Annotated in this window: 24 protein-coding genes and 1 other annotated feature; of the genes, 12 read left to right on the plus strand and 12 right to left on the minus strand. The window is 66.5% G+C overall.

Features of this window, described 5'->3' with window-relative positions; genetic code table 11:
• The first annotated feature begins 124 nt into the window (after window positions 1-124).
• Window positions 125-1,060 (plus strand): cytochrome c, encoded by a 936-nt coding sequence (locus LZD57_RS07365; RefSeq protein WP_233718938.1) that lies wholly within the window; start codon window positions 125-127, stop codon window positions 1,058-1,060.
• A 147-nt stretch (window positions 1,061-1,207) separates the two neighbouring features.
• Here the strand turns inward: LZD57_RS07365 and LZD57_RS07370 are convergent, their stop codons facing one another.
• From LZD57_RS07370 to LZD57_RS07380, 3 genes are all read right to left on the minus strand, one after another.
• On the minus strand, window positions 1,208-1,918 hold the full coding sequence (locus tag LZD57_RS07370; protein WP_233718940.1) for a DUF1013 domain-containing protein: 711 nt from the start codon (window positions 1,916-1,918) through the stop codon (window positions 1,208-1,210).
• Window positions 1,919-2,068: 150 nt separating this feature from the next.
• Window positions 2,069-3,100: a sodium:calcium antiporter gene (locus tag LZD57_RS07375; protein ID WP_233718942.1), complete on the minus strand. Its 1,032-nt coding sequence runs from the start codon at window positions 3,098-3,100 to the stop codon at window positions 2,069-2,071.
• Between the two features lie 94 nt (window positions 3,101-3,194).
• The gene (locus LZD57_RS07380) at window positions 3,195-4,202 is read right to left on the minus strand and encodes an NAD(P)H-quinone oxidoreductase (RefSeq protein WP_233718943.1); all 1,008 of its coding nucleotides are present in this window, start codon (window positions 4,200-4,202) and stop codon (window positions 3,195-3,197) included.
• Window positions 4,203-4,600: 398 nt separating this feature from the next.
• Here LZD57_RS07380 and rcdA point away from each other — a divergent pair, with 398 nt between their 5' ends.
• The gene (rcdA, locus tag LZD57_RS07385) at window positions 4,601-5,122 is read left to right on the plus strand and encodes a protease adaptor protein RcdA (protein WP_233718945.1); all 522 of its coding nucleotides are present in this window, start codon (window positions 4,601-4,603) and stop codon (window positions 5,120-5,122) included.
• Between the two features lie 415 nt (window positions 5,123-5,537).
• Here rcdA and LZD57_RS07390 read toward each other — a convergent pair whose 3' ends face one another.
• The 4 genes from LZD57_RS07390 to LZD57_RS07405 all read right to left on the minus strand — a co-directional run bounded on the left by LZD57_RS07390 (window position 5,538) and on the right by LZD57_RS07405 (window position 10,496).
• Window positions 5,538-7,022 carry a cobyric acid synthase gene (locus LZD57_RS07390; RefSeq protein WP_233718946.1) on the minus strand — a complete coding sequence of 495 codons (1,485 nt, stop codon included), beginning with the start codon at window positions 7,020-7,022 and terminating at the stop codon, window positions 5,538-5,540.
• 29 nt (window positions 7,023-7,051) lie between these two features.
• A complete protein-coding gene (locus tag LZD57_RS07395; RefSeq protein ID WP_233718948.1) occupies window positions 7,052-7,795 on the minus strand; it encodes a TSUP family transporter in 744 nt (247 codons plus the stop codon).
• Between the two features lie 357 nt (window positions 7,796-8,152).
• Window positions 8,153-9,004: a universal stress protein gene (locus LZD57_RS07400; protein ID WP_233718950.1), complete on the minus strand. Its 852-nt coding sequence runs from the start codon at window positions 9,002-9,004 to the stop codon at window positions 8,153-8,155.
• A 10-nt stretch (window positions 9,005-9,014) separates the two neighbouring features.
• A complete protein-coding gene (locus LZD57_RS07405; protein ID WP_233718952.1) occupies window positions 9,015-10,496 on the minus strand; it encodes a SulP family inorganic anion transporter in 1,482 nt (493 codons plus the stop codon).
• Window positions 10,497-10,555: 59 nt separating this feature from the next.
• Window positions 10,556-10,608, minus strand: a sequence feature (sul1 is cis-regulatory element that is thought to sense ions involved in sulfur or methionine metabolism; They are found in Alphaproteobacteria).
• A gap of 191 nt (window positions 10,609-10,799) precedes the next feature.
• Here LZD57_RS07405 and LZD57_RS07410 point away from each other — a divergent pair.
• From LZD57_RS07410 to LZD57_RS07420, 3 genes are all read left to right on the plus strand, one after another.
• A complete protein-coding gene (locus LZD57_RS07410; RefSeq protein WP_233718953.1) occupies window positions 10,800-11,816 on the plus strand; it encodes an LLM class flavin-dependent oxidoreductase in 1,017 nt (338 codons plus the stop codon).
• Window positions 11,817-11,891: 75 nt separating this feature from the next.
• Window positions 11,892-12,218, plus strand: coding sequence for a nucleotidyltransferase family protein (locus LZD57_RS07415; RefSeq protein ID WP_233718955.1), 327 nt, complete (start codon window positions 11,892-11,894; stop codon window positions 12,216-12,218).
• Window positions 12,215-12,685 carry a ribonuclease toxin HepT-like protein gene (locus LZD57_RS07420; protein WP_233718956.1) on the plus strand — a complete coding sequence of 157 codons (471 nt, stop codon included), beginning with the start codon at window positions 12,215-12,217 and terminating at the stop codon, window positions 12,683-12,685. The genes LZD57_RS07415 and LZD57_RS07420 overlap by 4 nt, the downstream gene beginning before the upstream one ends.
• A 49-nt stretch (window positions 12,686-12,734) precedes the next feature.
• Here LZD57_RS07420 and LZD57_RS07425 read toward each other — a convergent pair whose 3' ends face one another.
• Both LZD57_RS07425 and LZD57_RS07430 read right to left on the minus strand, forming a co-directional pair.
• Window positions 12,735-13,226 carry a cupin domain-containing protein gene (locus tag LZD57_RS07425; protein WP_233718958.1) on the minus strand — a complete coding sequence of 164 codons (492 nt, stop codon included), beginning with the start codon at window positions 13,224-13,226 and terminating at the stop codon, window positions 12,735-12,737.
• A gap of 346 nt (window positions 13,227-13,572) precedes the next feature.
• On the minus strand, window positions 13,573-13,884 hold the full coding sequence (locus LZD57_RS07430) for a hypothetical protein (RefSeq protein ID WP_233718960.1): 312 nt from the start codon (window positions 13,882-13,884) through the stop codon (window positions 13,573-13,575).
• Between the two features lie 244 nt (window positions 13,885-14,128).
• Between LZD57_RS07430 and LZD57_RS07435 the strand changes: the two genes are divergently transcribed.
• The gene (locus LZD57_RS07435) at window positions 14,129-14,746 is read left to right on the plus strand and encodes a Uma2 family endonuclease (RefSeq protein WP_233718961.1); all 618 of its coding nucleotides are present in this window, start codon (window positions 14,129-14,131) and stop codon (window positions 14,744-14,746) included.
• Window positions 14,747-14,860: 114 nt separating this feature from the next.
• Here the strand turns inward: LZD57_RS07435 and LZD57_RS07440 are convergent, their stop codons facing one another.
• Entirely contained in the window at window positions 14,861-18,793 is a 3,933-nt protein-coding gene (locus tag LZD57_RS07440) for a vitamin B12-dependent ribonucleotide reductase (protein WP_233719045.1), read from the minus strand.
• A 516-nt stretch (window positions 18,794-19,309) separates the two neighbouring features.
• On the opposite strand from LZD57_RS07440, the gene LZD57_RS07445 reads away from it, so the two are divergent.
• Window positions 19,310-20,443, plus strand: a complete 1,134-nt coding sequence (locus LZD57_RS07445) for a sensor histidine kinase (RefSeq protein ID WP_233718962.1) — start codon at window positions 19,310-19,312, stop codon at window positions 20,441-20,443.
• A gap of 77 nt (window positions 20,444-20,520) precedes the next feature.
• Here LZD57_RS07445 and gpt read toward each other — a convergent pair whose 3' ends face one another.
• Window positions 20,521-21,021 (minus strand): xanthine phosphoribosyltransferase, encoded by a 501-nt coding sequence (gene gpt, locus LZD57_RS07450; protein ID WP_233718964.1) that lies wholly within the window; start codon window positions 21,019-21,021, stop codon window positions 20,521-20,523.
• Window positions 21,022-21,241: 220 nt separating this feature from the next.
• Here gpt and LZD57_RS07455 point away from each other — a divergent pair, with 220 nt between their 5' ends.
• Window positions 21,242-21,625, plus strand: coding sequence for a DoxX family protein (locus LZD57_RS07455; protein WP_233718965.1), 384 nt, complete (start codon window positions 21,242-21,244; stop codon window positions 21,623-21,625).
• A 302-nt stretch (window positions 21,626-21,927) separates the two neighbouring features.
• Here the strand turns inward: LZD57_RS07455 and LZD57_RS07460 are convergent, their stop codons facing one another.
• The gene (locus LZD57_RS07460) at window positions 21,928-22,677 is read right to left on the minus strand and encodes a competence/damage-inducible protein A (RefSeq protein WP_233718967.1); all 750 of its coding nucleotides are present in this window, start codon (window positions 22,675-22,677) and stop codon (window positions 21,928-21,930) included.
• Window positions 22,678-22,889: 212 nt separating this feature from the next.
• Between LZD57_RS07460 and wrbA the strand changes: the two genes are divergently transcribed.
• The 4 genes from wrbA to gor all read left to right on the plus strand — a co-directional run bounded on the left by wrbA (window position 22,890) and on the right by gor (window position 26,858).
• On the plus strand, window positions 22,890-23,489 hold the full coding sequence (gene wrbA, locus LZD57_RS07465; protein ID WP_233718969.1) for an NAD(P)H:quinone oxidoreductase: 600 nt from the start codon (window positions 22,890-22,892) through the stop codon (window positions 23,487-23,489).
• A 177-nt stretch (window positions 23,490-23,666) separates the two neighbouring features.
• Window positions 23,667-24,362, plus strand: coding sequence for a ribose-5-phosphate isomerase RpiA (gene rpiA / locus LZD57_RS07470; protein ID WP_233718970.1), 696 nt, complete (start codon window positions 23,667-23,669; stop codon window positions 24,360-24,362).
• Between the two features lie 199 nt (window positions 24,363-24,561).
• Entirely contained in the window at window positions 24,562-25,143 is a 582-nt protein-coding gene (locus LZD57_RS07475; RefSeq protein ID WP_233718971.1) for a DUF2059 domain-containing protein, read from the plus strand.
• Between the two features lie 326 nt (window positions 25,144-25,469).
• Window positions 25,470-26,858, plus strand: coding sequence for a glutathione-disulfide reductase (gor, locus tag LZD57_RS07480; RefSeq protein WP_233718973.1), 1,389 nt, complete (start codon window positions 25,470-25,472; stop codon window positions 26,856-26,858).
• The last annotated feature ends 2 nt before the right edge of the window (window positions 26,859-26,860 follow it).

The following is a 26,860-nucleotide window of genomic DNA, read 5'->3' on the forward strand; positions in this document are numbered from 1 at the left end:
CCCTCCGGTCGGTCGCGACCGGCTGCTCGCGGCGCCGAGACGACCGGCCGCCGGCTTGACGCCTCGCGTCCCGCCCCGCAAACCTCTCCGCTTCCGGCTCGGGCCGGCATGGTGAGAGGCGGGGATGCTGAAGAAACTCCTGATCGCTTTGATGGTCCTGGCGCTGGTCGTGGCCGGCGGGCTGTTCTTTCTGGCCCGCCCCGACCGGCTCGACCCGGACGAGATCGCCGCCGAGGGCAGCGGCGATGCGACGCGCGGCGAACGCCTCTTCTGGGCCGGCGGCTGCGTCTCCTGCCATGCGCCATCGAAGTCGAAGGGCGAAGAGCGGTTGAAGCTCGTCGGCGGCGATCCGTTGACCACCCGCTTCGGCACGTTCCACGCGCCGAACATTTCGCCCGATCGGGAGGACGGCATCGGCGGCTGGAGCCTCGCCGACTTCGCCAATGCCCTGCAGCGTGGGGTCGATCCCGAGGGCCGGCACCTTTATCCGGCCTTTCCCTACACATCCTATGTCCGCATGAAGAAAGAGGACGTCGCCGATCTCTGGGCCTTCCTGAAGACGCTGCCGGCCGAAAAGGGCGCTGCACCGGCCAACGACCTCGACTTTCCTTTCAACATCCGCCCGGCCGTCGGCCTGTGGAAGCTCGTCTTCCTCGGCGACGGCGAGCCGGTGATCACACTGCCGAGCGATGCCTCAGACCCGGCCCATGCCGGCCAGTATCTCGTCGAAGGGCCCGGCCATTGCGGCGAGTGCCACACCCCCCGCAGCTTCTGGGGCGCGGGCGGGCTCGAAACGGCAAGTTGGCTCGCCGGTGCGCCCAACCCCGAGGGCAGGGGCAACGTCCCGAACGTCACGCCGTCGGAATCCGGGATCGGCTCCTGGTCGGCCGAGGACATCGCCTACTATCTCGAAAGCGGATTCACCCCGGACTTCGACTCCGTCGGCGGCGCGATGGTGGAGGTGCAGGAAAACATCGCCAGACTGCCCGCGAGCGACCGCGAGGCGATCGCCGCCTATCTGAAGGCGATCCCGCCGCAGGGCGGCGACGTGGCGCAGTAGCATCGCCGCTGCCGGACGAAGGAGCCGTGGCGCCGTTGCGGCGACGGCGCAAGTCGTGTCGGCCCGTAAACGCCGACGCCGCGCCCATTGGCATGGACGCGGCGCCGAACCGTCTGTCGCGATCGTTTGAGGGGTGTAGCGGACGCCTCAGCGTCCGTCGTCTTCGTCCTCTTCCGGCTCCTCGCGCCGCATGGAGGAGAGCTTGGCGAAGACCGCGGCCTCGTCGATCTCGTCCTCGTCATTTGCCGACGAGCGCTCCTGCGGCGCCCAGTTCTGGGTCTGGGCGGCGGAGAGCAGGCGCTCTTCCTCTGCCAGGTCCTCGGCGCGCGGCGGCATGTCCCGGGTCGCCTTCTCGACTTCGAGATCGAGATCGATCTGCGAGCAGAGGCCGAGCGTGACCGGATCCATCGGCGTCAGATTCGCCGAGTTCCAGTGGGTGCGCTCGCGGATCTGCTCGATGGTGTTCTTGGTGGTGCCGACCAGCCGGGAGATCTGCGCGTCCTTCAGCTCGGGATGGTTGCGGACCAGCCACAAGATGGCGTTCGGCCTGTCCTGGCGCTTGGAAACCGGCGTGTAGCGGGGGCCCTTGCGCTTCGTTTCGGGCACGCGGACCTTCGGCGCGGCGAGCTTGAGCTTGTACTTGCCGTCCTTCTCGCCGCGCTCGATCTCGTCGCGGTTGAGCTGGCCGGTCATGATCGGGTCGAGGCCCTTGATGCCCTGGGCGGATTCCCCGTCGGCGATCGCCTTCACCTCGAGCGGATGCATCGTGCAGAAATCGGCGATCTGCTCGAAGGAGAGCGAGGTGTTGTCGACCAGCCAGACCGCGGTGGCCTTCGGCATCAACAATTGTTGGGCCATGGATAAAATCCTCCTGTTCGCCTGTCCGGGGGAGGGCAGGCCGTGGATCATCTCAGGATGTCCGGGAAATCGCGTTCGATATAAATCGTTCGCGATGTCAGCGCAAGGAAAAGCCGGACCGTCGCGTCGGATCGTCCTGCCCGCTCCGGGTCACACGAACAGGACGAGAACCGACAGCGCATAGAGCGCAAACACCGACACGCTTTCGAAACCGATGTTGAACGGCCCGCTTTTTTCGCGCTTCATCATGCCGAGCAGCACGATGATGACCATCAGCATGGCGAAGAGGCCGGTCGACTGATCGTCCGGCGACATCTCCAGATAGATCGACCGGGGCGTGACGAAATCCGCGAGGCTGAGGAACAGGATCTCGAAGGCATTGCCGCCGATGATGTCGCCGACCGCAAGGCCGACGGCTCCGATCCGCACCGCCGCGATCGCGGTCACGAGTTCCGGCAGGGAGTTGGCGATCGCCGTGAAGGTCGTGCCGAAGAGCGTTTGGGAGACCCCGGTCGCGGAGACGAGGGCGATGCTGCTCTCGCCGACGACGTAGCCGGCGATGGCGGTGAGCCCCGCATAGACCGCGAAGAGCGACCACAGCTTGCCGTCGCTTCGCGGATCGTCGCTTTCGCTGCTGTCGGAGATTTCCTCGCGGGTCTCGTCCGTCACCGTCGCCTTCCACATCTCGCTCTGATGGACGTTGCGAAGAAGAAGAAGGCCGAAAACGTAGCCGACCGGCAGCAGGTAGGATGCCGGGTGGATGCCGAAGAACGAGACGCCCGGCTGCGTCGAGGCGAGCAGCGCCGTCGACAGCAGCGCGACCAGGAGCATGCCCTGGGCCAGCGCCACCGGCGTCGCGGCGGCATGCTCCAGATTGGCGCGGCGATAGAAGATGTCGGCGACGGCGATGAACAGCGTCTGCGCCGTCAGGCCGCCGAGCGCATTGCCGATCGACAGCGACGGAAAGCCTTGCCAGGCCGTCGCGACCGAGGTGATCGCGCCGGGCAGCGACGTCGAAGCGCCGACGAACAGCGCGCCGGCGACGACCTCGCCGAGGCCGGTGCGGTCGGCGAGTTCGTCGGCGAGCGTCGAGACCTTGACGCCGGCATAGGTGATCATCGCGGCAGCCGCGACGAAGAGCACGATGTTGAAGGAAAATCCCAGGCTTTCGAAATCGATCATTCGGACATCGGCTCGCGGCAACTTTGGATTTCTGCGCCACGAGCGGCGGCGCGTCGGGATGTCGGTCGACCGGTTCCGATGCCGGGCAAAACGGCTATGTCTCGCCGCGCCCGGTCGTCAGGACGATCTTGCCGATGTGGTCGTCGTCCATGTGCCGGTGGGCGTCGCTCGCGGCTTCCAGCGGATAGGTCCGGTCGAGCAGCGGCTTGACCTTGCCGCTCTCGATCAAAGGCAGGACGTGGGTGGAAAGTTCCTCGGCGATGGTCGCCTTGAACTCGACGGACCGGTTGCGGAGCGTCGAGCCGGTGAGCGTCAGGCGCTTGCGCATGATCTTGAACAGGTCGATCTCGGCCTTCGCACCCTTCTGGACGGCGATCTGGACGATCCGGCCCTCCTCTGCCGCCACCTCGACGTTGCGGGCGGCGTAGTCGCCGCCGATCATGTCGAGGACGAGGTCGATGCCGCGCCCGCCGGTCGCCTCCTTCAGCGCGGCGACGAAGTCGGCGTCCTTGTAGTTGATGCAGGCATCGGCACCGAGCCTTTCGGCGGCGCGGCACTTCTCGTCGCTGCCGGCCGTCGCGAACACCCGCGCGCCGAAGGCATGGGCGAGCTGGATGGCCGTCGTGCCGATGCCGGAGGTCCCGCCATGGACGAGAAAGGTTTCGCCGGACTTCAGGCCGCCGCGCTGGAAAACGTTGTGCCAGACGGTGAAGAACGTTTCCGGAAAGCCGGCCGCTTCGACGAGGCTCAACGCCGCGGGCACCATCAGGGCGTTCGCCTCGGCCACCGTGACGAAGTCGGCATAGCCGCCGCCGGCGACGAGAGCCATGATACGGTCGCCCATGGAAAACCGTGACGCTCCCTCGCCGAGCGCGGCGACGCGCCCCGCCACTTCGAGGCCGGGCCATTCGGGGGCGCCGGGGGGCGGGGGATAGAGGCCCTGGCGCTGCATGACGTCGGGCCGGTTGACGCCCGCCGCGCCGACCTCGATCAGGATCTCGCCCTTGCCCGGTGCCGGCACGTCGCGGCTGGCGACGCGCAACGCGTCCGGTCCGCCGGGCTCGCCGATTTCCACCACGCGCATTTCGCGGTCCGCCGCCATGTCCGATCCCTCGCGTTCTCTTGCCGTCAGGCCCGAAACTTCGGGCGTTCGATCCAAAGGTAGAGGAATTCTTGCGATGAGAACCCGGCGTTAAGGATCGGGTAAGGTTTCGAAGGTATCACTGAATTCAGTCCAGTTCGCTGGATAGGCGGCGCGGCTCTCCGCACCGTCTGACGCCTCCCTGTTGAAACTCCTGAGAGCCGTTTCCGACGGCTCTTTTTTTTGCCCGGCTTCGGGGCTGTGGGTATTAACCGAGGTTAAGAAAAACCTACCGGCAAGGCTTGCCACGGCGGCCAAGTCGCAGCACTTTGGCCCGGCGACGAGGCTTTACACATTGCGTTCGTTGCGATTTCTTCGGGCAGGCAGTCGGGAGTTGGCGCTAGGCGATGGCACCTCAGATGACAGATTCGCGTGAAGACGACCGGACCGTCAAGCTCGCCGAGCACCTGGCGTTTTCGCGGTCGTTTCAGCCGCTCTTCAACGAGGGCATGGCCATGGTCGACGAGACGGCCGGCTATCTCGACGGCGAGGGCCGGACCGAGGCCAAGCGTCTCGATCGGGCCGGCGCGACCCTCTATGCCGCCGAATCGATGCGATTGACCACGCGTCTGATGCAGGTCGCCTCGTGGCTGCTCCTGCAGCGCGCGGCCAATCAGGGCGACATGTCGCGCAGCCAGGTCGAGGCCGAAAAGGTCAAGGTGCGCCTCGAAGGTCTCGGCTCGGCCAAGGACACGCCGCAATACGGCCAGTTGCCGGAGCGCTTCCGCGACCTGGTCGAACGGGCGATCAAGCTCGAACGGCGCATCGCCATGCTCGACCGCGAGATCTACGGAAACCGCGGCCTGGAAGAGCCCGGAACCGAGGCAAACAACCCGGTCGGCCAGCAGATCGACCTTTTGAAGACGGCGTTCCACGGCTGAGGGGCGCGCAAGCTCCGTATGTGCGGCCGGGGGCGGACCGCCGCGGCCATGAGGCAGCGGGTTTAATGTCTTATTGAGGCTTCGGCGCACGACGCTTTTCGGCACCGTCGGCGTGTCACGGCGGATCGCATCATCGCGGTGTCGTCATCCCGGGCTTGACCCGGGATCCATTCCAAACCGTTGGAATTATTGAGGTCACAGAAGCACATCTGGATCCGATCGGCTCGTCCGTCGCAGATTGGTCCCAGGTCAAGCCCGCCATGTCGACGCGTTCAGGCCCTCGGCGACCGGACCGGCGCCATCGTCGAAGCTCTCAGGCAAAATGACGGAACCGCCATGGGCGGTAGTCCGGGGTACGCCTCTCCTCCGACTTCGTCCCCTCGTCGTGTCGTTTCGATGTGGATGCGTGCAGCGCTCAGCGCCCTTCCGCGATCGCCATCAGCTTCGTGACGTCGACCACCAGCTCCAGAGCGTCCGCGATCTCGTCGAGCGCCGCTTCGACCGATTGCCGGTATCCCGCGGCCGAACCGTCGAGACCGAAGCGCGCCAGAAATTCCCGGCGAAATTCGTCCGCCCCGAAAATCCCGTGAAGATATGTGCCCGAGATGCGGCCGTCATGCGACGTCGCCCCATCGGGGATGCCGTCGAGGATCGCGACGGGACGCGCGCAGTCGGGCCCCGTCGTCTTTCCGAGATGGATCTCGTAGCCGTCGAGCGGCAGCCCGTCCGGCGTCGCGGCTCTGGCAGGGCGCACGGTCTTTTCCGGCTGCATGACGGTCTCGACGTCGAGGAGGTCGAGGCCCGGCGCCTCGCGTTCCTCGCCCTCGATGCCGTCCGGGTCCCGCACCGTGCGGCCGAGCATCTGGTAGCCGCCGCAAAGGCCGACGACATGGCCGCCGCGGGCGACGTGAGCGGCAATGTCGCGGTCCCAGCCGTTGGCCCGCAGGGTCGCGAGGTCGCCGATGGTCGATTTCGAACCCGGCAGGACGACGAGCCCGGCATCCGCCGGCAGCGGTTCGCCGGGCCGCACGAAGACGACCGCGACGTCGGGCTCGGCCTTCAGCGGGTCGAGATCGTCGAAATTGGCGATCCGGCCGATGATCGGCACGGCGACCGTCAGCCGCGCCGACTTCGAGGCGGTGAGGCCAGGGCGCTCCAGCGCGACGGAGTCCTCCGCCGGCAGGCGTGCCGCGGCGGCAAGATGCGGCACCACGCCGAGGCTTTCCCAGCCGGTGAAGCGGGTGATCGCGCTCAGGCCGTCGTCGAACAGCGACGGGTCGCCGCGAAAGCGGTTGATCAGATAGGCCTTCACCATCGCCCGGTCGCCATCGGGCAGGATCGCATGGGTGCCGACGAGGGAAGCGATGACGCCGCCGCGGTCGATGTCGCCGACGAGGACGACGGGCACGGCGGCGGCGGTCGCAAAGCCCATGTTGGCGATGTCGTTCTTCCGCAGATTGATCTCGGCGGCCGAGCCGGCGCCCTCGACGAGGACGAGATCGGCCTCGGCCGACAGCCGTTCGAAGCTGCCGATCACCGTCTCGAGGAAACGCGCCTTCAGCGCCTGATATTCCCGGCCCCTGGCTGCGCCCGCCACCTTGCCGGCCAAGACGATCTGGCTGCCGGTCTCCGACTGCGGCTTGAGCAGCACCGGGTTCATGTCCGTCGTCGGCGGCGTCCGGCAGGCGAGCGCCTGCAGCCACTGTGCCCGGCCGATCTCGCCGAACGCCCCGGTGCCGGGGATCGCGGCGACGGCGGCGTTGTTCGACATGTTCTGCGGCTTGAACGGACGGACGGTCAGGCCGCGATTGGCGAACAGCCGGCAAAGGCCGGCGACGAGGACGGACTTGCCGACGTCCGAGCCCGTCCCCTGCAGCATGATCGCCGGCGTCCTGCCCATCGGCGGCTCCCCTTCCGCGAACCTTCGACCTACTGCCAGAGCAGCTTGATGGCCAGCGCCATGCAGACGACGACGAGCAGCGGGCGGATGAACTTCGCCCCGAAGCGCATCGCCGTCATCGCGCCGAGCCTTGCCCCGACGAACTGCGCGACCCCCATCATCAGCCCGAGCTGCCAGATCACCGACCCGGCCAGCGCGAAGACGGCGAAGCCGCCGAGATTGGAGGCGAAGTTGAGGAGCTTCGTATGCGCGGTCGCCTTGAGGACGCCGTAACCGGCGAGAGCGACGAAGGCCAGCATGAAGAACGAGCCGGTGCCGGGCCCGAACAGCCCGTCATAGGCGCCGATCAGCGGCACCAGCGTGAAGCCGAAGACCGCCGGCGAGATGCGCCGCTCGGCGTCGATGTCGGAAAGGCCGGGCTTCAGCGCGAAGAACAGCGCCACGGCGATCAGAAGGAAGGGCAGGCCGGTCTGAAGGATTTCCGTCGGCAGCACGCGCGCGCCGAGCGCGCCGACGCAGGCGCCGGCGAAGGACAGGACGGCCACCGGCGCCTGTTCCCTGAGGTTCATGTGGCCCTTGGCGGCATAGGCGATGGTCGCCGAGCCCGAGCCGAAGAGCGACTGCACCTTGTTGGTGCCGAGCGCCGTCAAAGGGTCGAGGCCGGCGAGAAGCAGGGCAGGGATGGTGATCAGCCCGCCGCCGCCGGCGACGGCGTCGACATAGCCGGCGAGAAAGGCCGCGGCGACGAGAAAGAGGATGATGTCGATTGTCATGAAGGCCGCTTCGAAGGGAAGCCGCCCCTAGCACGCGCCGCGGCGACCTCCAAGCGAGCCGCGCGGGGCCCAAGGCGATCACTTGAAGGCAAGTGCCATCGGTGACGCCTCGATCTCCCCCCTTGCGGGGGAGATGGGTGGCAACCCAGAGGGGGGCCTCGCGCCACCTTCGAGCAGTCCGGAGCGAGGTCACCCCCCTCTGCCTGCCGGCATCTCCCCCGCAAGAGGGGAGATCAGGCCAACCGCCAGCCCGAACCCGGCTTCGGGCGATTGCCCGGGCGCGGGGGCGGCGGTTCGTCGCGCGGCCTCCGGATCTGCCGCCCGGTTGTCGCGGCAGCAGCGGCCCTCGCCGTTGCGTCAGCGGATGACCAGGACCGGGATCGTGCAGGACTGGATGAGACTGGTCGTCGTGCTGCCGACGATCAGGCGGCGGATGCGCGAGTGGCCGTAGGCCCCCATCACCAGAAGATCGATGCCGCCGTCCTTCACTCGCTCGGCGATGACCTCGTCGGCTTCGCCGCTTGCCGTGCGGACGCTGACCGGATAGCCGGCGTCCTTCAGCCGGGTTTCGGCGCTGCGGAGCCGTTCGCCGGCGTCGCCGGTGGGCTGGCCGACCATGAACAGCTCGCAGGCGACGCCCGCCATCAGCGGGCTCGCGACGAGCTTCTCGACGATCGTGCCCGAGCTGCGGCCGCCGTCGAAGGCGACCAGGAAGCGCTGGATCGGCCGGAAGGCGCGCGCGGCGACGAGGACCGGCTTGTGGCTTGCCCGGATCACCCGCTCCAGATTGGAGCCGAGATGGCCCTTGGCGAAGTCGGCGGCCTCGCCGCGCTTGCCGATGACGACGAGGCGCGCGTCGGCCTCCATGTCGCCGATCGCGTCGGCGACGTCGCCGTTTCGAAGGTGCTTCTCGACCTCGACGCCGCGTTCCTTCACCCGGGCACCCGCCTGTTCGAGCAGCAACCGGCCGCGTCGGACCGCCATCTTCGATTTCTTCTCGTCGAGTTCCGACAATTCGGCGAGAAGCGCCTCGCGCTCGCCGAATTCCAGATTGCCGGAAAAATCGATCGCTCGGCTCGAAGTCTCTCGACGCCCGAGCGCGTGGAGGAGATCGACGGGAACGCCGAGCCGCTCCGCCGCGAAGGCGGCATGATCGCAGACGCTCTCGGCATAGGTCGATCCGTCCACGCAGGCCAGGATCCTGGTCATTGTCGCCTCCCTAATGCGCCGAGAGCTGATCGAGCGCGCCCGGCTTGTCGTGGACCGCCAGCCGGTCGACGATGGTGGCGCTCGCCTCGTTGAGGCCGCGCAGCTCGACTTCGGCGCCCTCGCGGCGGAATTTCAAGACGGCCCGGTCGAGGGCGGCGACGCCGGACAGGTCCCAGATATGTGCCGCACCGACGTCGATGACGACCTTTTCCAGCGATTCCTTGAAGTCGAAGGCCGAGGCGAAGCGCTCCGAGGAAGCGAAGAACACCTGACCTTCGACGCGGTAGGTCCGGGTGAGACCGTCCTCGGAGAGCGTCGAGGTGACGCGGAAGATCTGCGCGACCTTCCAGGCGAAGAACACGCCCGACAGCATGACGCCGATGATCACCCCGATCGCCAGATTGTGCGTCCACACGACCGTCACCACCGTCGCCAGCATCACCACCGAGGACCGCCGGGGATTGCTGCGCAGATTGACGATCGACGACCAGGAAAAGGTGCCGATCGAGACCATGATCATCACCGCGACGAGGGCCGCCATCGGGATGATGGCGACGAAGTCGCCGAGGACGAGGATCAGGAACAACAGGAAGATGCCGGCGCAGAAGGTCGACAGCCGGCCGCGCCCGCCGGACTTCACGTTGATCATCGACTGGCCGATCATCGCGCAGCCCGCCATGCCGCCGAAGAAGCCGGTGACGGTGTTGGCGATGCCCTGGCCGACGCATTCGCGGTTCTTGTCGGAACCGGTGTCGGTCAGATCGTCGACGATCTGGGCGGTCATCAGGGATTCGAGCAGGCCGACGGCGGCGACGCCTGCCGAATAGGGCAGGATGATCACAAGCGTCTCGAGGTTCAGCGGCACGTCCGGCAGCAGGAACACGGGCAGTTCCGACGGCAGTTCGCCCATGTCGCCGACGACCCGAAGGTCCATGCCGAAGGCGAGCGAGATGGCCGTGACGACGAGGATGGCGATCAGCGGCGAGGGGACCGCCGTGGTGAGGCGCGGAAAGAGGTAGATGATGGCAAGGCCGAGGGCGACCATCACGTAGGTCATCGCCGGGACGCCGATCAGTTCGGGCACCTGCGCCATGAAGATGAGGATCGCCAGCGCGTTGACGAAGCCGGTCATCACCGAGCGCGAGACGAACTGCATGGCGTTGCCGAGCTTCGAAAGCCCGGCGCCGATCTGCAGAAGCCCGGCGAGCACGGTCGCGGCGAGGAGATATTGCAGCCCGTGATCGCGCACCAGCGTGACCATCAGGACGGCGGTCGCTGCGGTCGCCGCCGAAATCATGCCGGGCCGGCCGCCGACGAAGGCGATCAGGACGGCGATCGAGAAGGAGGCATAAAGGCCGATCTTCGGATCGACGCCGGCGATGATGGAAAAGGCGATGGCTTCGGGAATCAGCGCGAGAGCGACGACGAGGCCGGAGAGCAGGTCGCCGCGCACGTTGCCGAACCACTCGCGGCGGAGCGTTTCAAGATTCATCTTTTTATGGTCACGCGGGGAAAATCGGATCGCCCATCGGATGGGACGAGGCGGTCTGGAGTTGGCCGGGGGATGGGCGCCCGGCGTAGCCACCCAATCGAATGGGTCCTTGCGTACCATGCTGATGCCATTTCGCAGCTGCGAGATCAAGGGCGCGCAGGCCTCCTTCGCGCGTTGCGTCGCAATCGGCGAACGGGCCGTCACCATCCGGCTCGGCGAGACCTGCTTGACGCCGGCGCCCGGCAATCCGAAGTCCTGCTCCGATACACACCCTTTGGCGTAGACGCAGCGAGGACCACCACCATGAAGAAGATCGGGTTTCTTTCCTTCGGCCATTGGTCGCCGTCGTCGCGGTCTCCCGTCCGTTCGGCCGCCGACACGCTGCTGCAGTCGATCGATCTCGCGGTCGCGGCCGAAGAACTCGGCGCCGACGGCGCCTATTTCCGCGTGCACCACTTCGCCCGCCAGCTCGCTTCGCCCTTCCCGCTGCTGGCCGCCATCGGCGCGAAGACCAGCCGCATCGAGATCGGCACCGGCGTCATCGACATGCGCTACGAGAACCCGCTCTACATGGCCGAAGACGCCGGCGCCGCGGACCTGATCTCTGGCGGGCGGCTGCAGCTCGGCATTTCGCGCGGCTCGCCGGAACAGGTGGTCGACGGCTGGCGCCATTTCGGCTACCAGCCGGCGGAAGGCCAGAGCGAGGCCGACATGGCGCGCCGCCATACCGAGGTGTTCCTGCAGGTTCTGAAGGGCGAGGGCTTCGCCGAGCCGAGCCCGCGTCCGATGTTCCCGAACCCGCCGGGGCTGCTGCGCCTCGAACCGCACTCGGAGGGCCTGCGCGAGCGGATCTGGTGGGGCTCGGCCTCGAACGCGACCGCCGTCTGGGCGGCCGAGCGCGGCATGCACCTCCAGAGTTCCACGCTGAAGGAAGACGAGAGCGGCGAGCCGTTCCACGTGCAGCAGGCCAAGCAGATCCGCGCCTATCGCGAAGCCTGGAAAATTGCCGGGCACGGGCGCGAGCCCCGGGTGTCGGTTTCGCGCTCGATCTTCGCGCTGGTGAACGACCAGGACCGGGCCTATTTCGGCCGCGACCGGGATGGCGACCAGGTCGGCGTCATCGACAACATGCGGGCCATCTTCGGCCGGTCCTATGCGGCGGAACCGGACAGGCTGGTGGAGGAACTGAGGCGGGACGAGGCGATCGCCGAGGCCGACACGCTGCTTCTCACCGTGCCGAGCCAGCTCGGCGTCGCCTACAACGCCCATGTGATCGAGGCGATCCTCACCCATGTGGCGCCGGCGATGGGCTGGCGGTAGGGGATGGTGGCGCTTTCGCCGCGCGGGGTTTATCTACGGCAGCTGCCCTGAGATCGACGGCAGGAGAGGTCGCGGATGATCGTCACCGTTGCGGAGCGAAAGAGCGAGGAAGCGGCGCGCCGCTCGGCCGCGGTCGCCGCTGTTGTCGCCGAACTGCGCGACCATGCGCGGCGGCTCGGCGGCCGCTACATTCTGCACGGCTCGGCGGCGCGGGGGGCGATGCGATACGACAGCGACGTCGATCTCGTCCTCGATTTCCCGTCTGCGGCGGAGGGGGAGGCGTGGCGTTTCGCCGAAAAGGCTTGCCACCGCCATCGGCTTCCCTGCGACATCCTTCCTCTGGCGATGACGGAGGGCCGGTTCCGCGCCCGCCTCGAGGCGGAAGGCGTGGTGCTCTCGTGAAGGATGCGCGCTGGCTCGACGTCGCAGACGATATCCGCAGCGCGGCGCATCATTTCAACATGGCAGGCAGGCTCTACGACGCCGGGGACCTCGAGGGAAACGGCTTCGACCCTTATCGCAACCGCATGGCCTTCTTGCAGGCCATGCAGTCCGGCTGCACCTCGCTGGAAGGCGCTTTGGAGCGCATCCTCGATATTCTGAGCGAGGAGAAGCCTTCGGGGTCGAGCTATCATGCCGATCTCATCAGGCGGGTGGCTCGGGAGTTCCCCGGCCGGCGGCCGGCGATCATCACGGCAGATCTCGCCGAGGCCATCGACGAAACGCGGAGGTTTCGCCATGTCGCCCGCAAGAACTACAACAATTTCAGGGTTTTGGATGCCGGCAACGCGGTGGCTGCAGGCCGCAGGCTGGCGGATCGGCTGGAGAACGAAATCGAGACGTTTCGCGATCGGATCGACCCAGCATGACTCGGGTCACGAACGGGTACGGAAGACGGCTCCAAGGGCGGCCGAAGCCTCACTCCGGCTGCTTGTGGATCGGATCGACCCAATAGACCGCCTCCGGCTTTTCGACCGGATCGACGTCGGTGATGTTGACCACCACCGCCTCGTTGTCGGAGCGCACCAGCACGCATTCGAGCGGCGCTGAGGGATCGGCGTTGATCTCCTGATGCGGCACGAAGGGCGGCACGAAGATGAAGTCGCCGGGCTCGGCCTCGGCGACGAATTCCAGCCGCTCGCCCCAGCGCATGCGCGCCTTGCCGCGGAGGACGAAGATGACGCTTTCGAGTTCGCCGTGATGATGGACGCCGGTCTTGGCGTCGGGCTCGATCGTCACCGTCCCCGCCCAGATCTTTTGCGCGCCCACACGTGCATGGTTGATCGCCGCCTGACGGAACATGCCGGGGGTCTGGGCGGTGTTGGAATCCAGCCTGTCGCCCTTGATGACGCGCACGCCGTCGTGCTTCCAGCGGGGTTCGTCCGCGTGGTTGTGGTCGTGGTCGGTCATGGCGAAGGCTCCTCCCTGATGTGTCGAGGATGGTAGCGGGAGAGTGGGTTCGGCAAAAGGCCTGCGTTGCGTCGGCGGGGTGAGGGCAGGAGTTTCGTGCCCCGGCGTCGGCGAATGCCGGCTGCCTCGAAGCACGAACACAGCTACCCCAAAAGCTCTTCCTCGGGCGCAACGCATCGGACTGGAGGGTGCTCGAGTGAGCGACGCGGGGCTGCGAAGCATCGTAATGCCAGACCCCAGGCTCGCCACGGCAGTCATGCTCTCGGAGGCGGTCGACGGTGCAGCCTTCCGGCCGGGGCGCGAATTGCTTTCGGAAGCGGGGAGAAAAAGCCTGGATCCAAAAGGTTCAGGCCTTCTCCTCAAGACTTTCGACCCGTTCGGCGAGTGCATCGAACCGACCTTCGATCCGTTCGACCGATGTCTCGACCGCGGTCTTTAAATTGGCGAAGCCGCCGCCGAATTCCATCTTGATGGTGACTTCCAGATCGTCGCGCAGTTCCGCCTGCCACCGCTCGACGCGGCGCGTGAACTCGAAGGTCTGTAGCGTAACCGCCGTCCATCCGCGACGTCCTTGCGCAGATGACGCGTCTCCTCGATCAGGGGCTGGACCTGCTTGGCAAGAAAGGTCAGATCGACGGTCGTCTCGGGCATGGCGCACTTGAGGATCGTCTCATTGGTATTCGACCATTGGGACTTCGACAACGTCGGATGTAGGGGGTGGGATGGCAAGCGGACCCGGAGGTATCGTCGCGTAATCGAAGACGCTTGATGGCTTGAGTTGCTAACCGGCGATGACAGTCATCACGACACAATCAGTCAGATCCAGATATGTTAGCGTGTGCATCTCGCCGCGTGCTATGAAGGGTTAATGATCCCCTCGCGGTAATTCCGGATACAACGCCATGGCCGTCCTTAACCCATCCCCTGTCACTTCCGAGGAATTCCTCGAATGGGTTTTCGAGCAAGAGGGACGTTTCGAGCTTGTGGATGGTTTCGTCTACGAAATGATGGCTGGCGCCAGGGAAGGACATAATGTCGTCACCAGCAATATTGTGATGACTATCGGCCCACAGGCAAAGCGGGAGGGATGTCGTACCACTTCAAGCGACACGGCCGTCAGCACTGGAGAGAACTCCATCCGCTTTCCGGACGTTGTGGTAGATTGCAGTCCGCCGGATACGTCCGCCACCAAGGCGAGAACACCTACTATGCTGGTCGAAGTTCTGTCGCCCGGAACCGGGGAGATCGACCGAACGGATAAACTTGAAGAGTACCAAAGGCTCGATGGCACCAAGCTCATCATGCTGGCCGATCCGGATGTCGTTTTGGTGAAGCTCTACAGGCGGGACGATGATGGTGCTTGGCACAGTGAAAAGTACGAGGATTTGAGCGACATCATCGATCTCAATGAAATCGGCGCTTCCTTGGCACTCAGGGACATCTACGACACTCTCGAACCCCGAACACGTCCCCGGCTCACTGTCGTGGAGAAGGCAAGCGGCATGGTTCCAGGTCGATGACGGATCTCTCTGGCCGGCCCGCAAACGAAAACGCGGCGGGGATGACCCCGCCGCGCAGAACTTAGCGCCTCCTGCTACAACTTAGCGCGCAGAGACAAGAGAGATTCGCAGCCCTCAGCTACACCCGCTCGTCGACCCGCAGGTGTCGCACTTCAAGCACGTGCCGTTGCGCACCATGGTGAAGTTGCCGCATTCCGAGCAGCTTTCGCCCGTGTAGCCCTTCATCATCGCGATCGACCGGCGTTCGGCGCTGGTGGCTTTGGGGGCCTCCGAGACGTTGGCGTTGTCCTTGGCCGTGGCCTCGTAGGCCAGCGGCTGGTCGAAGAGTCCTTGCGCCGGCGAGGTGTCGGCGACGGGGGCGGGGGCGTCGACGGGCTCGATGTCGAGGGGCGCCGCCTCGTAGTCGCGCTTGAAGGCCGTCGCCTGGGCGCCGCCGAGCGCCGTCACCGTGGCGCCGGAGCGCTGGGCGGTGGCGGGGGTGCCGGTCGCCTGGGCGGTTGCGGCCGGGGCGGGCGTCGCGCCGCTCTTCACCGAGGAGTTGGCCGCGGTGGCGAGGGAGCGGGAGGCCGCCGTCACCGGTGCCGGTTTGGCCGGCGCCTCGGTCTTGGCGGAGCCCTGCGGCTCGGCCGAGGAGACGAGGCGGAACTTCGCCGTCTGGCCGCGCACCATGCCCGACGAGATCGGCAGCGGTGCCGGCTTGTCGCCCTCGACCCCGCGGCCGATCGTCGATCCGCCGAAGTCCTCCGGCTGGACGTGGGCGAGGTCGTGCCGGCCGAGATAGGAGACGGCGAGCTCGCGGAAGACGTAGTCGAGGATCGAGGTGGCGTTCTTGATCGCCTCGTTGCCCTGCACCATGCCCGCCGGCTCGAACCGGGTGAAGGTGAAGGCGTCGACATATTCCTCCAGCGGCACGCCGAACTGCAGGCCGAGCGAGATGGCGATGGCGAAGTTGTTCATCATCGCGCGGAAGGCGGCGCCCTCCTTGTGCATGTCGATGAAGATCTCGCCGAGGCGGCCGTCGTCGAACTCGCCCGTGCGCAGATACACCTTGTGGCCGCCGACGATGGCCTTCTGGGTATAGCCCTTGCGCCGGTTCGGCAGCTTCTCGCGGTCGCGGACGACCTTCTCGACGATGCGCTCGACGATCCGCTCGGCGACCTCGGTCGCCTGGGCCGCGGGCGGCGAGGCGATCAGCGCGGCGGCGACCTCCTCGACGGTCTCGTCCTCGTCCTCGTCGTCGGCGATCAGCGAGGCGTTGAGCGGCTGGGAAAGTTTCGAGCCGTCGCGGTAGAGGGCGTTGGCCTTGAGCGCCAGCTTCCAGGACAGCATGTAGGCTGCCGTGCAGTCCTCGACGGTCGCGTCGTTCGGCATGTTGATGGTCTTGGAGATCGCCCCCGAGATGAAGGGCTGCGCCGCCGCCATCATGCGGATGTGGCTGTCGACCGAGAGGTAGCGCTTGCCGATCCGCCCGCACGGATTGGCGCAGTCGAAGACGGCGAGGTGCTCGTCCTTCAGGAACGGAGCCCCTTCGAGGGTCATCGCGCCGCAGACGTGGATGTTGGCGGCGTCGATGTCCTTGCGGGAGAAGCCGAGGGCCGGGAGCATCTCGAAGCTGAAGTCGTTCAACTGCTCGTCGGTGAGGCCGAGGACGTCCTTGCAGAACTGTTCCCCGAGCGTGAACTTGTTGAAGACGAACTTGATGTCGAAGGCCGAGACCATCGCGGCATTGAGCGTCGCGATCAGCTCGTCGGTGAAGCCCTTGGCCTTCAGCGAGGAGGGGTTGATCGCCGGCGCCTGGTTGAGATTGCCGTGGCCGACCGCATAGGCCTCGATCTCGGCGATCTGGCTTTCCGAATAGCCGAGGGTGCGCAGCGCGTCCGGGACGGCGCGGTTGATGATCTTGAAATAGCCGCCGCCGGCGAGCTTCTTGAACTTCACCAAGGCGAAGTCGGGCTCGATGCCGGTGGTGTCGCAGTCCATGACGAGGCCGATCGTGCCGGTGGGCGCGATGACGGAGACCTGGGCGTTGCGGAAGCCGTTTTTGGAGCCGAGCTCGACGGCCTCGGTCCAGGCGACCTTGGCGCGGCCGGACAGGCGCTTGTCCTTCAGCGAGGCGTGATCGAGCGGCACCGGATCGACGGCGAGCGCCTCGTAGCCATTGGCGATGCCGTGGGCTGCGCGGGCGTGGTTGCGCATGACGCGCAGCATCGCCTCGGCGTTCCGCTCGTAGTCCGGGAATGGCGCAAGGACGCCGGCCATCTCGGCCGAGGTCTTGTAGGCGACACCGGTCATCAGCGCCGAGATGGCGCCGCAGATCGCCCGGCCTTCCTTGGAATCATAGGGGATGCCGGAGGTCATCAACAGGCCGCCGATATTGGCGAAGCCGAGGCCGAGGGTCCGGTAGTCGTAGGAGCGCTGGGCGATCTCCTTCGACGGGAACTGCGCCATCAGGACGGAGATTTCGAGGACGACGGTCCAGATGCGCACGGCATGTTCGAAGGCCGCCGTGTCGAAGCGCCTGACGTCCTTGCCGCCCTCGGCCTTCACGCTCTCCTGGAACTGGATGAGGTTCAGGGAGGCGAGATTGCAGGCCGTGTCGTCGAGGAACATGTATTCCGAGCACGGGTTCGACGCCCGGATCGACCCGGCCTCAGGGCAGGTGTGCCAGTCGTTCATCGTGGTGTTGAAGTGGAGGCCCGGATCGGCGGAGGCCCAGGCGGCATAGCCGATCTGCTCCCACAATTCGCGGGCCTTGACGGTCTTGTGGACCTTGCCGTCGGTGCGGCGGATGAGCTGCCACTCCTCGTCGTTCTCGACGGCGCGCAGGAAGTCGTCGGTGAGGGAGACGGAGTTGTTGGAGTTCTGGCCGGAGACGGTGAGATAGGCCTCCGAATCCCAGTCGGTGTCGTAGACCGGGAATTCGATCTGGGTGTAGCCCTGGCGCGCGAACTGGATGACGCGCTTGGCGTAGTTCTCCGGAACCTGTGCCTTCTTGGCGTCCTTGACGGCGCGCTTCAGAGCCGGGTTCTTCATCGGGTCGAAGCAGTCGTCACCCGGCCCTTCGCAGTTCACGCAGGCCGACAGGATCGCCTTCAGGTGCTTCGCCACGGTCTTCGACCCGGTGACGAGGGCGGCGACCTTCTCCTCCTCGCGGACCTTCCAGTTGATGTAGGCTTCGATGTCCGGATGGTCGATGTCGACGACGACCATCTTCGCCGCGCGGCGCGTGGTGCCGCCGGACTTGATGGCGCCCGCCGCCCGGTCGCCGATCTTCAGGAAGCTCATCAGGCCGGAGGACTTGCCGCCGCCGGCGAGCTTTTCGCCCTCGCCGCGCAGGAACGAGAAGTTCGAACCGGTGCCCGAGCCGTATTTGAACAGGCGCGCCTCGCGCACCCACAGATCCATGATGCCGCCCTCGTTGACGAGATCGTCGGCGACGGACTGGATGAAGCAGGCGTGGGGCTGCGGGTGCTCGTAGGACGTCGCCGAGCGGGTCAGCGTCCCGGAGCGGTAGTCGACGTAATAGTGGCCCTGGCTCGGGCCGTCGATGCCATAGGCCCAGTGCAGGCCGGTGTTGAACCATTGCGGCGAGTTCGGCGCGACCTTCTGGGTGGCGAGCATGTAGACGAGTTCGTCGCGGAAGGCGGAGGCGTCCTCCTCCGTTTCGAAATAGCCGCCCTTCCAGCCCCAATAGGTCCAGGTGCCGGCGAGCCGGTCGAAGACCTGCCGGCCGTCCATCTCCGAGCCATGGCGCTCGGCCTCGGGAATCGCGGCGAGGGCCTCCTCGTCTGCGACCGAACGCCACAGGAAGGACGGGACGTCGTGTTCCTCGACCTTCTTCAGCTTCGCCGGAACGCCCGCCTTGCGGAAGTACTTCTGGGCGAGGATGTCCGATGCCACCTGGCTGAACTGTTCGGGAACGTCGATTCCCTCCAGCCGGAAGACGATCGAGCCGTCGGGGTTCTTGATCTCGCTGGTCGCCTTGCGAAAGGCGATCGCGGCGTAGGGGGTCTCGCCGGCCTTGGTATAGCGGCGCTCGAACTTCATGCCCATGGAAACCCGTCCTCGATTGGCTGTCGTCGACTGTCGCGCGCCTTTCGCATCCCGGAGGGACGATTCGCGCGCTGTTCTCAGGATTCGCGCCACCGTCAGCATCTTGTGGTGCCGGTGTCGCGTAGCCCCATATATAGTGGCTTCGAAGGGTTTCGCGAAGCTTAATATGCGCGGTTTTATCGATTTGCGTGAGTTATCAACGGGATTCACCGGGCCGCCGTCGGGCCGCGGTGAAAACGGCACCTGCCAGTCCCCGTTTCGACTGCGAAGGGTAGGGCGAGTCTGTTGCGGCGGTCAATGTCGTTGCGGTGACACCTTCGCAGGAAGACCCCGGACAAAGTGTGTACAAACCCCAGCCGGACCCGCGCAGGCCCTTGTAAACCAGCGCCTCGGCGTCATACGTTGAAATTTAGGCAATTCGTGTAGCGAACGCCGGAACGGGATGGCGAAGCACACTCGTCGAGAACCGGTGCCCGCTCATCGATTGCCAAATCTGTGGAAGGACCGTGTTTGTCTCTGCCTGAGCATTCGACGTGGAGACTGTCCGTCGCCGATCTGGCGGCGTCCGGGCCGGAAGAAGGGTTCGATCGCGTGACGCGGCTGGCGGCGCGCATGCTCGACGTTTCCGGCAGCTGCGTCGTGATCGTCGACGGGGATCGACAGATCTTCAAGAGCGAGACCGGATTTCCGCCGCTCGCGGATACGGCCGGCCCCGACGACCTGCGGAGCGTCACCGGCGGATCGGTCTTCCGGCACGTCTTCGAGACCGGGCTGGCACTTGCGGTCGACGACGTCGCAGCCGATCCGCGATTCGCCGGAGACGCTCTGTCGCGATCGCTGGAGATCGGCGCCTTCCTCGGCCTGCCCGTCGGCCTGCCCGACGGCTCGACGGCCGGGGCCTTCTGCGTCGTCGACCGGCGGCCTCGCCGATGGACGGAAGCCGACCGGCGGCTGCTCGAAGAGCTTCGGGCGGTTCTCGCCGGGGAACTGGCGTTCCGCCAGGAGGTCAAGCAGCGAAAGCACCTGGAGCAGCGGACGTTTCTGATGTCCCGAGAGATGGAGCATCGGATCAAGAATTCGCTCTCCTCGGTCCAGGCGCTCATCCTTCTGTCCGTGCGCGAGGGCCAGAACGCCTCGGAGATCCGCAACGATCTCCTCGAACGCGTGGCCTCGCTCGCCAAGACGCAGTCGCTTCTGGCCGACCGGGACGGCAAGGGGGCGCTGTTCGCCGACATGGTCACCGCCGAACTGCAGCATTTCGGTATCGGCACCAATGTCTGGATCGACGGCCCCGAAGTCGTCATCGGCAAGGACGATGCCGTCTCCGTGGCGATGGTGATCCACGAACTGGCCACCAACGCCACCAAGCACGGCGCGCTGGCGCCGCAGGTCAAGGGCGGCGTCGCCGTTCGCTGGCAGAAGGCCCGGCGGGACGGCCGTGCGGCGATGACGTTCCGCTGGGAGGAGTGGTTCGGCGGCGGCGCGCCTCCGGAGGTCGTGCAGACGGCGGGGCACCTCGGTTTCGGCACGGAGCTGCTCGAAACCCTCGTTCTGCGGCAGATGCGCGGCGAAATGGCGCGCGAACTCACCCCCGGCGGTTTCGTGTTCACCGCCACCGTCAGGCTGGCGGAGGTGCCGGCCTAGTCGAACGGACGGCGGCGTTTTCCGGCGGCGTTCCGCTCGTCCTCGCTTCCGAAGGCCGGTCCTCGCCCCGCCTTGCCTCAGCCTTCCGTTCCGCGACCGATCGGCGCCTGGAAGCTCAGTCCGAGATCCCAGGGAAAGAAGATCCAGGTGTCCTGGCTGACCTCGGTGACGAAGGTGTCGACCATCGGCCGGCCCTTCGGCTTGGCGTAGACGGCGGCGAAGTGGGCTTTCGGCAGCATCGCCCGGACCACGCCGGCGGTCTTGCCGGTATCGGTGAGGTCGTCGACGATCAGGACGCCGTCGCCGTCGTCGGCGAGAAGGTCCGGGCTGATCTCCTTCAGCACCTTCAACTCCCCCTGTTCGCTGTACTCGTGATAGGAGGCGACGCAGACCGTCTCGATCAGCCGGATGCCGAGTTCGCGGGAGACGATCGCCGCCGGCACCAGCCCGCCGCGTGTGATGCAGACGATCGCCCGCCACTCCTCCTGGCGAAGGCCGGCGAGCCGCCACGCCAGCGCCCGCGCGTCGCGGTGGAACTGATCCCAAGAAACCGGAAACGACTTTTCCACCATCGACATTGCTCGGCTCTTTCCATCCTGCTCGAAACAGAGGCTCCGATAGATCGGATTCGCCTGTGAGCGCAAGCTTCAACCCAGCCGCTCAAGGCCGCGGTCGGACACCCTTAGGGCTGTGCAACGGGATGGTACGGCGACGGTTCGTCACCATGGCCCGACTGGAATCGCGGCAGTTGGCCGACTATGGGTTGAAGGATCCGAAACCCTCAGGAACGCCAGGCCAATGACACTCGACCGCTACCAGCCCCACGCCCTCGCGCTGCTGCGCATCGTCGCCGGGCTCATCTTCATGGAACACGGCACCCAGAAGCTGCTCGGCTTTCCGGACGGCGCCATGGCGGGCGCGGAGCTGATGTCGCTCTCCGGTGCTGCGGGACTGATCGAACTCGTCGCCGGCCTTCTCATCGTCCTCGGCCTGTTCACCCGCATCGCCGCCTTCATCGCCTCCGGCGAGATGGCCGTCGCCTATTGGATGGCGCATGCGCCGCAGAATTTCTTCCCGGTCAACAACGGCGGCGATTCGGCCATCCTCTACTGCTTCGTCTTCCTGTTCCTCGTCTTCGCCGGCGCAGGCACGCTCAGCGTCGACGGCGCGCGAAGGGGATAGAGCGGCGTCGGCCGTTTCGCGGCTGGAGGCATGGGAGGCCTCCGGACGCATGCGGGATCCGGTGTGGTGCCGGTTCGACCATTCATGTCGGTGCGCCGGCGCCGTCTCGGCAGCTTACGGCGGTGCTGGGCGTCGAAGCCGCCGTCGATCCTACCCGTCGCTCCGACGACGGCCGCCGCCTCCGGGCCGACCGGACGGGCCATCGCTCCAGCGCATTCGGCATGCGCAGCCCGCCGCGTGATCGACATCCTCGAACGCGTGCATCGGCAGGACCGTTCGGGCCGGGGCTCCGGTCGAGTGCTTCAGCCGGTCTTGGCTCGCTCGGTCTCGACCAGCATGGCTTCCACCGCCTCGGATGCGGCGGCGATCGCCGCGTCGTCGCGCGAGCGGATGACGATCTCGGTCGAATAGCGCGTGCCGTCGAATTTCGGATAGGAGCCGATCACGACGTTCGGATGCTCCTTGGCGATCAGTCTCAGGGGATCGCCGATGTCGCCTTCGCCGAAGGGGCAGGCGATGGCGCGGCTCTTCAGCGGCTCGCCGAGGGGGAGTGTCGGCAGAAGCGACGCCAGCATCGCCTGGAAGACCGACGGCACGCCGGCCATGACGAAGACGTTGTCGATGCGAAAGCCGGGCGCGACGGACACCGGATTGTCGATCAGGCCGGCGCCCTGCGGCGTGCGGCTCATCCGCCGGCGCGCCGGGGTGAATTCCATCGCGCGGGCGGCATAGTTCGCCTCGAGCCGCGCCACGGCCTCGGGGTGCTCGACGACGGCGAGCCCGAAGGCCGCCGCGACCGCGTCGGCGGTGATGTCGTCATGGGTCGGCCCGATGCCGCCGGAGGTGAACACCAGATCGTAGCTGCGCCTCAGCGTGTTCAGCGTGTCGGCGATCATGTGCGGTTCGTCGCCGACGATGCGCACTTCCTTCAGGTCGATGCCGGCCAGCGTCATGACGTCGGCGAGATGGCCGATGTTCTTGTCCTTCGTCCGGCCGGACAGAAGCTCGTCTCCAATGGCGAGCATGGCGGCCGTGGGGGTCTCGCGCGGCATTCGGTTTCTCCGGCAGAATCTGCATCGAATAAGCGCGAGGCGCATTGGGAAAGCAAGAGTGGACGACGGCGCTCCGGCATCCGCGACCGTTCCACAACGGGCAACGGTGCGTCGCGGCAAAGAGACGAGCCATCGGCGGCCTGCTCGGATATGTCGTGAAAACGCCTTCCGCATCGACGGGGGGACGACGCAAAACCGAAGGAGTTGACGGTATGGCGAAGGTTCTCGTTCTCTACTATTCCAGCTACGGCCACATCGAGACGATGGCGAAGGCCGTCGCCGAGGGCGCCGAGAGCGCCGGCGCGAGCGTCGACATCAAGCGCGTTCCCGAAACGGCGCCGGCCGAGGTCGTCCAGGCTGCGCACTTCAAGACCGATCATCCCTACCCGGTCTGCGAGGTCGAGGATCTGCCGAACTACGACGCCATCATCATCGGCGTGCCCACCCGCTACGGCAACATGTCCTCGCAGATGCAGTCCTTCTGGGACAAAACGGGGCCGATCTGGGCGAAGGGCGCTCTCGTCGGCAAGGTCGGCGGCGCCTTCACCTCCACGGCCACGCAGCACGGCGGCAACGAGACGACGCTGATCTCTGCGATCAAGGTCCTGCTGCATCACGGCCTGATGATCGTCGGCCTGCCATACGCCTATCCGGGCCTCGTCGAACTCGGCGAGATCGTCGGCGGCACGCCCTATGGCGCCTCGACGATCGCCGGCAGCGACGGTTCGCGCCAGCCGAACGAGAACGAACTCGGCGGCGCCCGTTTCCAGGGCAGGCACATCGCCGAGATCGCCGCCAAGGTGGCCGGCTGAGAACGACGGCTCGGCGCGAAGCTTTTCCTTGCGAGGGAGTGCCTCGCCAGACTCGCGAGAGGTCGCCCGACGGGCGGCCTTTTTGCTTGCCGGACTTCCCGTCGAACGTCCGTCGACCTATCGGTGCGGCGGTGCGGCTGATAGACGAGGACATCGAACGGCAGAGGAACTTGCGGCATGGCGGACATCGAACACCTGAAGCGCGCGGCGGGAGAGGCGGCGCTCGCCTTCGTCGAGGACGGCATGCTACTCGGTATCGGGACGGGAACGACGGCCGAGGCGTTCGTCCGGGCGCTGGCCCCGAAGGTTCGCGCCGGAATGAAGGTGACGGGCGTTCCGACATCCGAGCGGACCCTGCGGCTGTGCCAGGAACTGGCGATCCCGACAGCGACGCTCGAGACCGTGCCGAAACTCGATCTCGCCATCGACGGCGCCGACGAGATCGACCCCCAGCTTCGGCTCATCAAGGGCGGCGGCGGGGCGCTGTTGCGCGAAAAGATCGTCGCGGCGGCGTCGAAGCGGATGATCGTGATCGCCGACGAGACGAAGCTGGTGGAGACGCTGGGAGCCTTTCCGCTGCCGATCGAGATCAACGGTTTCGGCATGATCGCCACCTATCTGGCGATCCAGGAAAAGGCGAAGGGCCTCGACCTTTCCTGCGACCTCACGCTGCGGCGAAGCGGCGATGCGCCTTTCATCACCGACAGCGGCCATCTCATCCTCGATGCATCCTTTGGCCGCATTCCCGATCCAGAAGCGCTGTCGCGCGCGCTCCACGACGTCCCGGGCGTCGTCGAACACGGCCTGTTTCTCGGCCTGTCGAACGATGCCCTGGTGGCGACGGCGGGCGGTGTCCGTCATCTCGAGGCCTGAGACGGCGGGCGCCTCGCGCGGAGCGGGCCGCGATCCCTGCCGATGCGGCGGCTTGCGTGACGTGGCCGAAGCCGCTAGGTCGCGCTGGCGAGGGCTCGGACGACGTTTCGTCGGTGCTTCGCGAGGCGAGCGGTGCGTGGGCCATGCCCGACGAAACGTTTGCTCCGGGCGCAGATCAACCAATGGAGTCAATCAACCGATGACCTTCAGCCAGTCGATGCGCCGCAGCGCGTTTGCCGCCGCCGCCGCGATCCTTCTTTGCCCGGCCGCCGTCATGGCCCAACAGTCGGGGGACCAGCAGCCCGCCGCCCAGGCCGGCAACGAGGACATCGGCGAGAGCCACCTGAATGCGGCTCGCGCCGCCGTGGCGGCGATCCATGCCACCGACCAGTTCGACGACATTCTTCTCAACGCCGCCACCCAGATCAAGTCCGAGCTGATCGCCAATCGACCCGACATGGAATCGAAGATCTCCGATCTGGTCGACGACGCGGCCGTCGAGTTGGCGCCGCGTCGCGCCGACCTCGAGACGGAAGTGGCGCGAATCTACGCGCGGCTGTTCAGCGAGGACGAGTTGAACCAGGTCGCCGGCTTCTACGGTTCGGAAGCGGGCAAGAAGCTGCTCGCGCAGGGACCGGAGGCGACGCGCAACATGCTGCGAGCCGCCGAGGTCTGGAGCCGCGGGATCGTCCGCGACCTTCGCCAGGCCGCCTTCGACGGCTTCCGGCAGATGAACGGCGGGCAGGCCCCCGCGGCCGGGGGCGCCACCGGGCAGAACTGACCGGTTCTCCTCGAAATGTCCCGGGCAGGCTTGAGGCTTCCGGCCAATTCGCCGAAAGTCGGGGCCTGCGGGTAGACGGTCGGAGCGCCGGCGAGCGACGCGGACGGAAAGCGAACGACACGTTCCGACGGTGAGGACGGGTCAGTATGCGGCGCAGGCTCCCGCGCCGCGCCGTCGTCAGCCCGCAAGTGCCGCCCTCGCACGGATCGGCGGCGAAGCGTCGCATCACTCTGTGCCGACCCTGCCGTTGCGGGTCGGCCTTTTCCTGGGGCGCGGGCTTTTCGCGGGGGGCGAATGTCCGCCGGATCGTCGAGCGAGACTGTGCCATGAGTTCATACGATTACGACCTCTTCGTCATCGGCGGTGGTTCCGGCGGCGTCAGGGCCGCCCGGGTCGCCGCATCGCTGGGCAAGCGCGTCGCGATCGCCGAGGAATATCGCTTCGGCGGCACCTGCGTCATTCGCGGCTGCGTCCCGAAGAAGCTCTTCGTCTACGCCTCGCAGTTCCACGAAGCCTTCGAGGATGCCAAGGGCTATGGCTGGACCATCGGCGAAACCCGCTTCGACTGGCCCTCGCTGATCGCCGCGAAGGACAAGGAGATCGAGCGGCTGGAAGGCATCTACCAGACCAATGTCGGCAAGGCGGGCGCGGAGATCTTCGCCGACCGCGCCGTTCTCGAGGGCCCCCACGAGATCCGCCTCGTTGCCGAGGACCGGCGAGTCACCGCGGACAAGATCCTCATCGCCACCGGCGGGCGGCCGAACCGTCATCCGGCGATGCCCGGCGCCGAGCACTGCATCACCTCCGAAGAGGCCTTCCATCTAAAGGAATTGCCGAAGCGAATCGCCGTTCTCGGCGGCGGCTACATCGCGGTGGAGTTCGCCAACATCTTCCACGGTCTCGGCGTCGACACGACGCTCGTCTATCGCGGCAAGGAGATCCTCCAGGGATTCGACGACGACCTGCGTCACGAACTCCATCAGGCGATGGACAAGAAGGGCCTGCGCGTCCACTGCTGCGACACCTTCGAGCGGGTGGACATGCGCAGCGACGGAACGCTCGCGGCGACCTGCAAGAGCGGCGAGATCATGGTCGTCGACCAGGTGATGCTGGCCATCGGCCGGGCGGCCAACACCGAGAATCTCGGCTGCGAGGCGGCCGGCGTCGAGCTCGACGGACGCGGCGCGATCAAGGTCGACGACTATTCGCGCACCAGCGCCGAGAATATCTACGCCATCGGAGACGTCACCCACAGGGTTCAACTGACGCCGGTGGCGATCCACGAGGCGATGTGCCTGATCGACACGATCTATCGCGACCGCCCGACGAAGCCCGACTACGACACCATCGCGACGGCGGTCTTCTCGCAGCCGGAGATCGGCGCGGTCGGCCTCACCGAATGCCTCGCTGCGGAGATTTTCGACGAGATCGAGGTCTACCGCGCCGCCTTCCGGCCGATGAAGAACACGCTCTCCGGCCGCGAGGGACGGATGCTGATGAAACTGGTCGTCGATGCGAAGAGCCGCCGCGTCCTCGGTGCCCACGTCCTCGGCCATGACGCCGGCGAACTCGCCCAGATCCTCGCCGTCACCGTCAAGGCGGGGCTGACCAAGGACGCCTTCGACGCGACCATGGCCGTCCACCCCACCGCCGCCGAGGAACTCGTCACCATGTATACGCCGAGCTACCGGGTGAAGGGCGGCGAGCGGGTTTGACG

It is taken from the genome of Jiella avicenniae, from assembly GCF_021390325.1.
In the GTDB taxonomy this organism is placed as follows: Bacteria; Pseudomonadota; Alphaproteobacteria; order Rhizobiales; family Rhizobiaceae; genus Jiella; species Jiella avicenniae.